12 protein-coding genes are annotated in these 12762 nt (G+C 60.8%); 7 read left to right on the top strand and 5 right to left on the bottom strand.

Annotated elements, in window-relative coordinates; genetic code table 11:
* Positions 1-4: 4 nt before the first annotated feature.
* Positions 5-1189 (bottom strand): cytochrome P450, encoded by a 1185-nt coding sequence (locus tag PhaeoP97_RS10190; RefSeq protein ID WP_072504970.1) that lies wholly within the window; start codon positions 1187-1189, stop codon positions 5-7.
* Between the two features lie 61 nt (positions 1190-1250).
* Here PhaeoP97_RS10190 and PhaeoP97_RS10185 point away from each other — a divergent pair, with 61 nt between their 5' ends.
* The 6 genes from PhaeoP97_RS10185 (at position 1251) to PhaeoP97_RS10160 (ending at position 8145) form a co-directional block, all read left to right on the top strand.
* Positions 1251-3041, top strand: coding sequence for a sensor histidine kinase (locus tag PhaeoP97_RS10185; protein ID WP_072504969.1), 1791 nt, complete (start codon positions 1251-1253; stop codon positions 3039-3041).
* Positions 3038-4273 carry a sigma-54-dependent transcriptional regulator gene (locus PhaeoP97_RS10180; protein ID WP_072504968.1) on the top strand — a complete coding sequence of 412 codons (1236 nt, stop codon included), beginning with the start codon at positions 3038-3040 and terminating at the stop codon, positions 4271-4273. Before PhaeoP97_RS10185 ends, PhaeoP97_RS10180 begins: the two co-directional genes overlap by 4 nt.
* Before the next feature lie 132 nt (positions 4274-4405).
* On the top strand, positions 4406-4663 hold the full coding sequence (locus PhaeoP97_RS10175) for a hypothetical protein (protein ID WP_072504967.1): 258 nt from the start codon (positions 4406-4408) through the stop codon (positions 4661-4663).
* A gap of 291 nt (positions 4664-4954) precedes the next feature.
* Positions 4955-5956, top strand: a complete 1002-nt coding sequence (locus PhaeoP97_RS10170; RefSeq protein ID WP_072504966.1) for a DctP family TRAP transporter solute-binding subunit — start codon at positions 4955-4957, stop codon at positions 5954-5956.
* Between the two features lie 108 nt (positions 5957-6064).
* On the top strand, positions 6065-6742 hold the full coding sequence (locus PhaeoP97_RS10165) for a TRAP transporter small permease (RefSeq protein ID WP_072504965.1): 678 nt from the start codon (positions 6065-6067) through the stop codon (positions 6740-6742).
* A complete protein-coding gene (locus PhaeoP97_RS10160) occupies positions 6742-8145 on the top strand; it encodes a TRAP transporter large permease (protein WP_072504964.1) in 1404 nt (467 codons plus the stop codon). The genes PhaeoP97_RS10165 and PhaeoP97_RS10160 overlap by 1 nt, the downstream gene beginning before the upstream one ends.
* 202 nt (positions 8146-8347) lie before the next feature.
* On the opposite strand, the gene tpiA is transcribed toward PhaeoP97_RS10160, so the two are convergent.
* From tpiA to PhaeoP97_RS10140, 4 genes are all read right to left on the bottom strand, one after another.
* The gene (tpiA, locus tag PhaeoP97_RS10155; protein ID WP_072504963.1) at positions 8348-9100 is read right to left on the bottom strand and encodes a triose-phosphate isomerase; all 753 of its coding nucleotides are present in this window, start codon (positions 9098-9100) and stop codon (positions 8348-8350) included.
* Between the two features lie 308 nt (positions 9101-9408).
* The gene (locus PhaeoP97_RS10150; protein WP_072504962.1) at positions 9409-9768 is read right to left on the bottom strand and encodes a HesB/IscA family protein; all 360 of its coding nucleotides are present in this window, start codon (positions 9766-9768) and stop codon (positions 9409-9411) included.
* Between the two features lie 68 nt (positions 9769-9836).
* Complete coding sequence (locus tag PhaeoP97_RS10145; RefSeq protein ID WP_072506409.1) at positions 9837-11090, bottom strand: glycerophosphodiester phosphodiesterase family protein; 1254 nt, start codon at positions 11088-11090, stop codon at positions 9837-9839.
* Between the two features lie 353 nt (positions 11091-11443).
* Positions 11444-11806: an SUF system Fe-S cluster assembly protein gene (locus PhaeoP97_RS10140; RefSeq protein ID WP_072504961.1), complete on the bottom strand. Its 363-nt coding sequence runs from the start codon at positions 11804-11806 to the stop codon at positions 11444-11446.
* A gap of 377 nt (positions 11807-12183) precedes the next feature.
* Here PhaeoP97_RS10140 and PhaeoP97_RS10135 point away from each other — a divergent pair, with 377 nt between their 5' ends.
* Entirely contained in the window at positions 12184-12726 is a 543-nt protein-coding gene (locus PhaeoP97_RS10135) for a YaeQ family protein (RefSeq protein WP_072504960.1), read from the top strand.
* The last annotated feature ends 36 nt before the right edge of the window (positions 12727-12762 follow it).

Below are 12762 nucleotides of genomic sequence, written 5' to 3'. Positions count from 1 at the left end.
CAGATCAGACCTGAACCATGAGACGGGTTAATCCGTGGAAATGGTAGGTGTTATTATATTCCGGCGCGGCAGCCAGTTTCAGATCCGGGCAGCGCTCAAACAGGATCGGCAAGGCGATCTGCATTTCCATACGCGCCAGCGGTGCGCCGACGCAGAAATGCAGCCCTGCGCCAAAGGAGGTGTTCACCTTGGCCGGGCGCGTGGGATCAAAGCGTTCGGGATCCTCCAGCACTTCGGGGTCGCGATTGGCAGCGGCCAGCAGCAGCGCCACCTCATCGCCGCGCTGGAAGGTGTGGCCGAACAGCTCAATCTCTTCATAGGCGTAGCGGGTGAACATATGCAGCGGCGGGTCGTAGCGCAGGATCTCCTCCACCAGACCGTCGATGCCGTCGGGGGCAAGCCAGCTTTTGTCCCAGCCCTGTTGCAGCATGGTTTTCACGCCATTGCCCAGCGAATGCACCGTGGCCTCGTGCCCGGCGTTGAGCAGCAGGATACAGGTGCCGATCAGCTCATCGGTGGAAAGGCTCTCGCCGTCTTCCTCGGCCTGAATGAGGCGGGTGATCAGATCCTCGCCCGGGGTCTTGCGGCGTTCGTCCACATAGGTGGTCAGGAAGTCGATGAATTCCTGGCTGGCGCGGGCGGCGGCATGTTCGGTCTCAACCGTTTTGGAGGCCTGATACATCGCCACCATCTTGTGCGACCAGTCTAAGAGCTGCGGCGCCATCTCCGTGGGCACGCCCAAGAGGCGACAAATCGCGATCACCGGCACCTGCGTGCAATAGGTGGTGAGCAGATCGAAGGGCGCGTCCTTAGGGAAGGCGTCGATCAGCTCATGGCAGAGGGTTTCCAGACCGGGCGCCAGCGCCTTGATCTCGCGGCTGGTAAAGGCGCGCAAGACGAGGCGACGCAGGCGGGTGTGGCGGGGGGGTTCGGCGTCCAGGAGCGAATGCGCCTCAACCTGCAGGAAGGGGGCGAGATGGGCGGGGCTTTCGCGGGCCATCTCCGGCGGGATTTCGCGGCCAAAGCGACGGTCACGCAGCAGGGTATGGACGGCGGGGTGCGAGAAGGCCGCGACCATCTTGTAGTCCTGCCAGTGGTGCAGATGTCCCATCGCGCGGGCCTCGGCGTAAAAACCGTAGGGCGATTGGACAAAATCGGGATCGGTGGGGGATTGGGTCAATGTCTTCATCCGCGCAGCTTTTGCCAAGGCGGCTGGTCAATGCAAGGGGGGCTTTGCTACTGTGCGGCCAATGACGCAGTTTCACGCACATCGGTGGATCATTCTGGCGCTTCTCTTGGGGGCGGTGGCGGCTGTGGCCGGGGGTGTCTACCGGCTGGGCTATCGTCAAGCACTTGATTCGCTTGCGGAACGCAGCGCGGCGGATCTGGCGCTGGCCTCGGACCGGGTGACAACGCAGTTGCAGGTCTATCAGGAGTTGGCGGTTTTGATGGCCGATCACCCGACGCTGAAGCGTTTGGACCGGGCCGAGGCGCGGGTGGCGGCGCAGGGTCTGTTGCGCGAGGTGGCGGATAAGACGGCGGCGCTGGATGTGTTCTTTGTTGACCGGGCGGGCCGGGTGGTGGTCGCCGCTGAGGGGGTGATGGGGCGCGATGTAACTCAGACCGGTTATTTCCATCGGGCAATGCAGGGCGCGCTGGGCACTGGCTACGGGGTGCTGCAACCGGATGGACGGCGCGCCTATATTTATGCAGCACCTGACTTCGATGTGGATGGCCGGGTGCGCGGTGCCTTGGTGGTTGTTGCCGATGTCGAGGATGTGGAACAGACCTGGCGCGGGTCGCTGCCGGCGGTGTTTTTCACAAATCGCGGCGGCGACGTGTTTATCGCCAACCGGCGGGAGCTGTTGTTCTGGCAGCGTAGTACCGAAGGGCCGGGGTTGTCGCCGCCCGATGGGCGGCAGGTGGCGCTTCGGGCCTGGCTGGAAGGGCCGCATGAGATCTGGGATTTGCGCTGGTCGCCCTATCTGCCGGAGCGGGCGCTGCATCAGGCGGTGAACCTGCCACAGATCGGCATGGTGGGCGAAATCCTGGTTGATGTCGCCCCGGCGCAGCGTCTTGCGGGGTTGCAGGCGGCGGCGATGGCGGCAATCGTGTTGGCGCTGGGGGCGATGCTGGCCTTGGCTATTGAGCGCAGGCGCACGCTGGCGGAGGCGAATACGGTGCTGGAAAGCCGGGTTGCGGCGCGCACGCGGGCCTTGTCGGCGACCAATATGCGGCTCACCCGCGAGGTGCAGGAACGCCAGGAGGCTGAGGCGGCGCTGAAGCGCGCGCAGCAGGATCTGGTGCAGGCGGGCAAATTGTCGGCGCTGGGGCAGATGTCGGCGGGGATCAGTCATGAGCTGAACCAGCCCTTGATGGCGATCCAGCAATATGCCGAGAACGGCGAGGCCTTTGTGGCGCGCGGCAAGCCGGAGCGGGCGGGAGAGAACCTGGGCCGGATTGCGCAGATGGCCGGACGGATGGCGCGGATCATCAAGAACCTGCGCGCCTTTGCCCGCAATGAGAGCGAGCCGATGGGGCGGGTGGATCTGGGGCAGGTGATTACCTCGGCGATTGAGCTGACTGAACCGCGCCTGCGTCAGGATCGGGTCGGCCTGATCTGGCAGCCGCCTGCGGAGCCGGTTTTTGCCTGGGGCGGAGAGGTGCGGCTGTCGCAGGTGTTTGTGAACCTGATCAACAATGCCGCAGATGCCATGCTGGAGCAGGAGCAGCGCGAGATCCGGATTGCGATTGAGACACGCCATGACGAGGCGGATGCGCGGCTTGCGGTGAGTGTGCGCGACATTGGCCCCGGCCTGAAGGAGCCGGAGAAAATTTTTGATCCCTTCTATTCGACCAAGGCGGTGGGCAGTTCCGAGGGTATGGGGCTGGGGCTGTCGATCTCCTACGGGTTGGTGCAAAGCTTTGGTGGCCATATTCGCGGGATCAATACCGGTGATGGCGCCGAGTTCACGGTGGAACTGGACCGCTGGCGGGCGCAGGCCGACACTGACACGCAGCAACAGGATGAGGTGGCATGACCAATCGGGTTTTGGTGGTGGATGATGATGCGGCGGTGCGTGCCGCGCTGGGCCAGACGCTGGAGCTGGCGGAGTGTGATGCCATCACGGTGGGATCCTTTGTGGCGGCCAAGGATCTGATCACGCCCGATTTTGACGGGGTGATCCTGTCGGATATGCGGATGCCGGGGCGCGACGGGTTTCATCTTTTGCGGTATGTGCGCGAGGTGGACGCTGATCTGCCGGTGATCCTGCTGACTGGCGAGGGGGATATCCCGATGGCGGTGCAGGCAATGGCCGAGGGGGCGTTTGACTTTCTCGAAAAACCCTGCGCCAGCGTGGATCTGATGGCAGTGGTGCGCCGGGCGCTGAAGACGCGGGCGTTGGTGCGGGAAAACCGGGCGCTGAAATCGCGACTGGAAAGCGGCGATCCGGCGGCGCGGATGATCTTTGGCACCTCACCGCAGATGGAGGAACTGCGGACCCGGGCGCGCGCGGTTGCTGCCACCGGGGCAGAGGTGCTGGTGACCGGCGCGCCGGGCGGTGGGATTTCCAAGGTGGCAGAGGTCATTCACCTGATGTCACCGCGCGGGCAAGGCCCGTTTGTGAAACGTCCCGCTGCGGGGCTGCCCCCTGAAGGGTTTGCGGATCTGTGCCGCGCGGCGGTCGGCGGATCGCTGTATCTGGATGAAATCGCCGCCCTGCCAAGCGAGACGCAATATGCCATGTTGGAAGCGCTGGAACAGGAGCAGGGGCTGGAGGCGCGGGTTCTGGTCGGCTCAGTCGCGGATTTGGCGGAGGAGGCGGCGCGGGGGCGGTTTCTGGCCGATCTGTTCTATCGGCTTGATGTGATGCGGGTGCGCATTCCGGCGCTGTCGGAACGGCCCGAAGACATCCCGGTGCTGTTCAGCCACTACGTCGCGCAGGCCGCAGAGCAGGCGGGCATTGCTGCGCCGGATATTCCGCAGGACCATCTGGCGGCGCTGATGGCGCAGGACTGGCCGGGCAATGCGCGCTCGCTGATGTCGGCGGCGATGCGGTTTGTGCTGGGGATGCCGGAGGAGGCCGCGCAATCGGCGGAGCTGGGCCTGGCCGAGCAATTGGCGCAAGTGGAGCGGTCTTTGCTCATAGCGGCGCTGGGCCGACAGAACGGCCATGCCTCTGCCGCGGCCAAAGCCCTGAAGCTGCCGCGCAAAACATTTTATGACAAGCTGGCGCGCTATGGCATCCGGCCTGAGGATTATCGCCGCTGAGGGCGACGTCTTGTTTTCATCTGTGGTCCGCGTCCTGGGGGAAGTCGCGGGGCAGTGAGGTGGCGGCGCCGCCGGGTGCCCCGCAAGGGGGCAGGGGCGGAGGGGGATGGGCACCGGGTGTCAGCCGGACCCATGTTCGTCGACCTTTTCGTCAACTTCGGTCATTTGAACGCCCGGCCTGCGGAGGATATCCGAGGACGGGCCGATCTCCTGCCGGGGCATGTGCCAGATGCCCCGGATGATTGGGCTACGTGTCAGGCGGCCCGATTGTCGCGACACGCCCAATCTGACAGATCGGCGTTAAGCGAACGCGAGATCACCGTGCGCCGCCTGTGCAACGGCCCAGTGTCGGTGTCGGTGTTGGATCCGGTGGCGGGCGGCGGGATTTGAGTATTTGAGGAAAGGTGACGGGGCTGATTCCGCCTGATGAAATGTCTGGCGCTAACAGAGTGTGCGGATTTCCGCACAGGTATGTAATCACTCTGTGTGGAAATTCGCACACCAAATCTGGCAAGCCGGTACATAAGATGAACGTCACCGCGCAAGCATTTGTTCATAATTGATAAATGATGTTTATTTTTGGTGGGTAACAAAGGCTTGAGCGGGGCAGCTTTGCCCGTGATGCTGCGTCTGGGGTCTTCGCCTGAGCGGAGGCTATGGAGATATTCCGGGAGGAAAGACATGAAATTCGTAACTGCTGCTGCCACCGCTGTGGCGCTGATCATGAGTGCCGGGACCGCAATGGCGGCCTGTGATGATGGTGAAATTGTCGTCAAGTTCAGCCATGTGACCAACACCGACAAGCACCCTAAGGGGATCGCCGCCTCGCTGCTGGAAAAGCGCATCAATGAAGAGATGAACGGCACCATGTGCCTGGAGGTCTATCCGAACTCCACGCTTTACAATGACAACAAGGTGCTGGAAGCAATGCTGCAGGGCGACGTGCAGCTTGCTGCGCCTTCGCTGTCGAAATTCGAGAAATTCACCAAGCAGTTCCGCCTGTTCGATCTGCCGTTCATGTTCAAGAACATTGATGCAGTCGATGCCTTCCAAGGCTCCGAGAACGGTCAGGCGATGCTGGATTCCATGCAGCGCCGTGGCCTGCAGGGGCTGTCCTACTGGCACAATGGCATGAAGCAGATGTCGGCCAACAAGCCGCTGATCAACCCGTCGGATGCCAATGGTCTGAAGTTCCGTGTGCAGTCTTCGGACGTGCTGGTCGCGCAGATGGAAGCCATCGGTGGCAGCCCGCAGAAAATGGCTTTCTCCGAAGTTTACGGCGCGCTGCAGCAGGGCGTTGTGGACGGGCAGGAAAACACCTGGTCCAACATCTACGGCAAGAAGTTCTTTGAAGTGCAGGACGGTGTCACCGAGACCAATCACGGCGCGCTGGACTATCTGGTTGTGACCTCTGTGGATTGGCTGGACAGCCTGGATCCGGCGGTGCGTGAACAGTTCCTGACCATCCTGGGTGAGGTCACTGCGACGCGGAACTCGGAATCCACCAAGGTGAATGGCGAAGCCCGTCAGGCGATCATCGATGCCGGTGGCGTTGTGCGTGAACTGTCACCTGAGCAGCGTGCGGCCTGGGTTGAGGCGATGAAGCCGGTCTGGGAGCAGTTTGCAGGCGACGTGGGTCAGGACATGATCGACGCAGCCCAGGCGATCAACGCGGGCATGTAAGGGCTGCGGCCTGAAGATACGGGGCTGGCGCGACGGCGCGCCGCCCCAATTTGCACGGTGCGCCATCCGCGCCGGTATCCCAATATCCAAACATCGAGGGAGAGAGATATGGCGGGGGCAAAACCTGGCCTGACCGGGCTTATCAATACACTCGAAGAGACGCTGATTGCGCTGCTGCTGGGGCTGATGACCCTGATTACATTTGCCAATGTGGTGGCGAGATTTGTGTTCAATTCCAACATTCTGTGGGCGCTGGAGCTGACGGTGTTCCTGTTTGCCTGGCTGGTTCTGCTGGGCGCATCCTATGCGGTAAAGGTCCATGCCCATCTGGGGGTGGATGCGATCCTCAATATGGTGTCGCCGGGCGCGCGCCGGGTGATCGGTCTGATCTCGGTCGGCTGCTGTCTGGTGTTCTCGCTGCTGCTGCTGAAGGGCGCCTATGACTACTGGGCGGTGTTTGCCGATCTGCCGCCCACCTCCGGGCGCTGGTTTCCCACCGGTTTCGATATGAAGGCGCGCAGCCAGAGTTTCTACGAGGTGCAGGATGTGCCGATGGTGGCGCTCTTCGGGTTTCTGGAAGATCTGATTAACTACGGCGATTCCTACGAGAAACTGCCCAAGGTGGTGCCCTATGTGGTGTTGCCGCTGTCGATGCTGCTGATGTTGCTGCGGTTTGTGCAGGCGGGTCTGCAAATCCTGCGCGGTGATGTGGACCGGCTGGTGGCCAGTCATGAGGTCGAAGATGAAATCGCCGAGGTTCAGGCGCAGCGCGGGGAGCACGACTGATGGATGTCGTCCTATTGTTTTCCATGGTCATCGGGCTGTTGCTGATCGGGGTGCCGATTGCGGTGGCGCTTGGCCTCAGCTCGACATTGTTCCTGCTGATCTATTCCGACAGTTCGCTGGCGTCGGTTGCTGGCACATTGTTTGAAGCCTTTGAGGGGCATTTCACGCTGCTGGCGATCCCCTTCTTCATTCTGGCCTCAAGCTTCATGACGACGGGCGGTGTGGCGCGGCGGATCATCCGGTTCTCCATCGCTTGTGTCGGTCATCTGCCGGGTGGTCTGGCGATTGCGGGCGTCTTTGCTTGTATGTTGTTTGCGGCCCTGTCCGGGTCCTCACCGGCCACCGTTGTTGCCATCGGATCCATCGTGATCGCGGGGATGCGGCAGGTGGGGTACTCCAAGGAGTTTGCCGCTGGTGTGATCTGTAACGCAGGCACGCTGGGCATCCTGATCCCGCCGTCGATTGTGATGGTGGTCTATGCTGCCGCGGTTGAGGTCTCGGTGGGGCGGATGTTCCTGGCGGGCGTTATTCCGGGTCTGATGGCGGGTCTGATGCTGATGGTGACCATCTATGTGATGGCCAAGGTGAAGAACCTGCCCAAGGGTGAATGGCTGGGCTGGGGGGAAGTTGCGGCCTCGGCGGCCAATGCCTCGGTTGGTCTGCTGCTGATCGGCATCATTCTGGGTGGCATTTATGGCGGCATCTTTACCCCGACAGAGGCGGCGGCGGTGGCCTCGGTCTATGCCTTCTTTGTGGCGACCTTTGTCTACCGCGACATGGGGCCGTTGAAATCTGCGCCGAAACCCAAGGATATCGGGCAATTCCTGTCCATGCTGCCCAAGATGCTGGGACAGACGGTGGTCTATTTTATCCCGTCCTTCTTTCACGCCGATACGCGCCACGCGCTGTTTGAAGCGGGCAAGCTGACGGTGACGCTCTTGTTTGTGATCGCCAATGCGCTGATCCTGAAACATGTGCTGACCGATGAGCAGGTGCCACAGCAGATTGCCACCGCGATGCTGTCGGCGGGCTTTGGCCCGGTGATGTTCCTGATCGTGGTCAATGTGATCCTGCTGATCGGGGGGCAGTTCATGGAGCCGTCGGGTCTGTTGGTGATCGTGGCGCCGCTGGTGTTCCCGATTGCCATCGAACTGGGCATCGACCCGATCCATCTTGGCATCATCATGGTGGTCAATATGGAAATCGGCATGATCACCCCGCCGGTTGGTCTGAACCTCTTTGTGACCTCTGGGGTTGCAGGAATGCCGATGATGGCGGTGGTGCGGGCGGCGCTGCCGTTCCTGGCGGTGCTCTTCGTGTTCCTGATCATGATCACCTATATCCCGTGGATATCGACGGTGCTGCCGAATGCGGTGATGGGGCCGGAGATCATAACCAAATAGAGCAGGTGCTCAGTACCCAGAATTTGAAAAGGCCCGGGAGCAGTTCCCGGGCCTTTTCCTGTCTGGCGTTATGTCAGGGGCTTTGCCCCTCTGCGCTGGCGCGCATTCACCCCAGAGTATTTTGTGAAAGGTGAAGGCAGCGGCGCGGGGTCTGTCATCTTTCCCCAAATACTCCCGCCGGAGGCTGCGCCGTGAGGCGCATTTATGTGCTGGCGTCGAGAGCCGCGACGATGGGAGCGAAATCCGCCGCCTTCAGGCTGGCGCCGCCAACCAAAGCGCCATCGACCTGCGCGACCGCGAAGATTTCTTTGGCATTGCTGGCTTTAACGGATCCGCCATAGAGTAGGCGGATGGCATTGGCAGTTTCGCCGCCGAAGCGTTTGACCAGACTGGCCCGTAGGTCGTTGTGGACCTCGGCAATCTGTTCGACCGTGGGCACCTTGCCAGTGCCGATGGCCCAGACCGGTTCATAGGCCACCACCACGGTGGTGCCTCTTGTGTCATCGGGGAGGGAACTTGCCAGTTGCGCCCCGACCACCGCAAGTGTCTTACCTGCTTCGCGGTCGGCCAACGTCTCCCCGACGCAGATGATCGCAGTCAGCCCTGCCGTAATGGCGGTTTTGGCTTTGGCGCGCACGACTTGATCTGTTTCGCCGTGATCGGCTCGGCGTTCGGAATGGCCGAGGATGACCGCAGTCGCGCCCGCATCATGCAACATTTCGGCACTGAGATCGCCGGTATGGGCACCGTAGGTGGCGCTGTGACAGTCCTGCGCGCCCACCTCGACCTTGCTGTCGGTGCAGACATTGGCGGCGCGGTAGAGCAGGGTTGCCGGTGGGCAGATCAGCACCTCGGCCTTGGCCGACTTGCAGCTGTAGGCGAGATTGCCCAGCTCGGTGAGTGAGCTTGCAGTGCCGTTCATTTTCCAATTGCCTGCAACCATTTTACGACGCATTGCGTATCTCCCTCAAAATTCTATTGCTGTCCGTGGTCCCCTTTTTCGGGTGGACAGTCTGCTGCTGCGCTAGTCCTAGCATTGTTCGGAATGGGGAACAATTGGCCTGTGAACGGGACGCAGGGATCGGCACATGTTGAACAATACATATGTGGAACGGCCATGGGTTGGCCAAGGTCCAAGCGCCGACGGAACAATAATCATGCGCAAAAAAAACGAGACCGATGGGGCGGTCCCGCTTTGTTTGGTCGTCTTTGGCGCTGTCATTCACGGGAGTGCACAGAAAATGGGTGCAGTTGCCGGCAAGTTTACCCGGCGGGCACATCCTTGAAACTGATAGATTCGCCGCAGCCGCAGGCCTCGGAGACATTCGGGTTGTTGAATTTGAATCCCGCCTCCAGCAGCGAGACCTCGTAGTCGATCTCGGTGCCGAACAGGAACATCTGCGCCATCGGCGCGATCAGCACGCGGGCACCATCCTGTTCGACCACTTCGTCGTTGGGGTCGGGCTGATCGACATATTCCATGGTATATTCCATGCCGGCGCAGCCGCCTTTTTTGACACCGATGCGCAGGCCGGAATGGCCGCCCTTGTTCATCAGCTTGGCGATCTGGGTCGCTGCTTTGTCGGTGATCGTCACCGCTTGTTTGCCGGGAATACCGAACATGCCTGTCTCCACTATCGCGCGTTGCCTCTAATCTAGGGCGGCGGCGGCGCAGGCTCAAGGGGCGGCGGTCACAACCCCATGCAATTGGCGTAATAGGTCACGGTTGCGGGCCAGTCAGAGAAAACGCCGGACACACCCACGTCTTGTGCCAGCACATCAAGGACCTGATAGGTCGCGCCATCTGATTGCACCGCGTCTGCGACCGATTGGAAGTACCAGCCGCCGCCATTTTTCAGCGGGCCGGAGCGCTCCAATGTCCAGGTGATGATGTTCAGATCGGCCTTGCGCGCAGCTATGGCGTAGGGGGAGGGGATCATTTGGCCGTCCTGCATCGTCAGCAGCATCCAGATTGGCGGCGCAATGTAATTGAGGCCCATCTCCTTCAGCTCCTGCATCGAGGGGCGGAAGGTGGTGGGGTCCATCGGGTCAACCAAGCCTTCATCGGTGTCATGGCGGGCAAAGCGATCATCAAGATAGACCGCCTGACGGCCGAATTGCGGCGCGTGGGTAAGCCAATATTTAATGTCGCTAAGGTCAAAACTCTGCACCCAGACGTCACTGGCGGGAATCTCCGCAGCGATATAGGCGTCGATCAGTTTCTGGGCGTAATCTTCCTGCGTCATGCCGTTGAAGGGCATGGTGACGGCTGGGGACTTTAGCTCGGGTGTGAAACGCGCGCCCAAATCCCCAAAGAGCGCGACACTGTCCGCATGGCTGAGCAGCGTGGCCTCGCCCTGGTAGAGCGTGCTGCGCCAGGGGGCGAGACCGCGCTGATACTCTTCGGCGGTGGTGGCCTTGGGATTGCGGCTGTCCATCTTGGGGCGCAGCGTCATCAGTTCGGCCAGGGTCAAATCACTGGTGCGGCATTCGGCTGTTGCGGGCGCATCGTCGGTGGCCGGGGTGAAGGGCTGGGTGCAGCGGTCCGCAAGATCTGTGGTGAGGATATTGGTCGTGGTGTGCAGATCGTTTTGCGAGTGTCGGCAGACCAGTTCCAGATCCTTGGTGAAGGTGACGTCGCATTCCAGGATGCCAGCCCCCATAGCGGCGGCGGCGTGATTCCCCTCGGCCGTATGTTCGGGGAACATCAGCGGCGCGCCGCGATGGCCAATGGAAAAATTGGTGCGCTGTGGCGCTTGTCCGGCGCAGGCGGCCAGTCGCGATTTCAGATCACCCTCGGGCAGGGCGTCGATCAGATAGGCCGGGCGCGGACCGTAGCTTAGGCCAGCTGTCTCAGCTGTGCTGCTGGCCTGCACAGTGCTGGCAAGTGATGCTGCCGCAAAGGTCAGGGAGAGGGGTAAGGTTTTGAAAGTCTGCAAGGGCATGCGCAGGCGCGCGCAGGATGGGAAAGAGCGGGGCAAAATGGGGTACTCCAAATAGGGGCCGACCTTGTGTGAGGCCAAAATAGGCGCGGTCTGAAACACTCTACCGGGACAGGAGCGTCGTGTGATCAGCACCTGATCTGCTATGGAATGATGTTAAAGGGGCTTGCCGCAGGGGGACAAGAGGTGTTCTGCGATCAGGCATCATTGGCCTGCGCGACGCCACCGGTATCTGGCTCAACGTGGCGTCATCTGCATAAAAACGCGGCGGGCGAGATGCCGTGCCGCGTTGTTCTGATAAGCCCATAGTGGACCTGGCCATGATCCGATTTTACCGATGGATCCGAACCGGGAATTTACATAAAGCCCAGTTCCAGACGGGCCTCATCGGACATCATTTCCATGCCCCACGGCGGCTCCCAGATCAGTTCCACATCGCAGCTCTTGACGCCGGGCACCGGTGAGACCGCGTCAATGATCCAGCCGGGCATTTCACCGGCAACGGGGCAGCCGGGTGCGGTCAGAGTCATGAGGATCTTGACGTCGTTCTCATCGCTGATGTCGATGGTGTAGATCAGGCCCAGTTCATAGATATTTACTGGGATTTCGGGGTCGTAAACCGACCGGCAGGCCTCAACCACCGGCTCGTACAGCGCGTGGCTGACAGAGGAGGGGGCGATCAGCGGTGTGCCTTCCAGTGGCTCGGATGCGTGTGTCATGGGTGCCTCGGTTCGTTTCCTGACTGTTTATATAGGGAAGCCGGGCGCAAGGGTCCAGTGCGGGATCATGCGCAGATTAGAGATCAAGCGTCGCAGGAGGGGCTGTGGCGTGTGGCCCGTGTTATGCAACCCGGCAACGGCGAGGTGTGCGCGAAACTGTTTGACCTGTGCTGGACTTGGAGAAGAGCATTGGGCCGCCGTTACCTCAGACCAGCCAACCCTGTTCGTTTCAAGCCTATTCGTTTCAACCCTATTCGTTTCAACACTGTGAGGCTTCCAGTACGGGTGGCGCCGGGGGCCAGGCCAGTTGCTTTCCGCTTTCACAATACCCCTCGGCGTCCTAAACACCCCGAAACTTTGCTTGTCTGGAAAAAGTCATGGCGCAAAAAGCCACCATCTATAAAGTTGAACTTTCCGTTTCCGATATGGATCGTCATTACTATGAAACCCACAAGCTGACCGTTGCAAAACACCCGTCGGAGACGGATGAACGGCTGATGGTGCGTCTTGTCGCGTTTGCCTTGAATGCGCATGAGCAACTGGAGCTTACCAAGGGGCTGTCAACGGATGATGAGCCGGACATATGGCAAAAAAGCCTGAGTGGTGAGCTTGACCTGTGGGTGGCGCTGGGACTTCCAAGCGAGAAAGTCGTGCGTCAGTCCTGTGGCAAATCCAGACAGGTGATCGTCTACAGCTACGGCAGAACAGCCGAGTCGTGGTGGGAGAAAATCAAAAACAGCACCACCCGGTTTGAAAACCTTCAGGTTGTGAATTTTTCAGAGACGGCCACCCGTGAACTGGGAGATCTTGCTGGTCGATCAATGAAGTTGCAGGTCAATATTCAGGACAGCGACGTGATGGTCAGTGTCGGTGACAGCATCGTCTATGTAACTCCGGTCATATGGAAAAACACAGTTTAGGCAAAGGTTTAGGCGCAGCGGGCCTCGCCTTGGCTA

The organism is Phaeobacter porticola (assembly GCF_001888185.1).
In the GTDB taxonomy this organism is placed as follows: Bacteria; Pseudomonadota; Alphaproteobacteria; order Rhodobacterales; family Rhodobacteraceae; genus Phaeobacter; species Phaeobacter porticola.
This window is presented reverse-complemented; position numbering and strand designations above follow the sequence as displayed.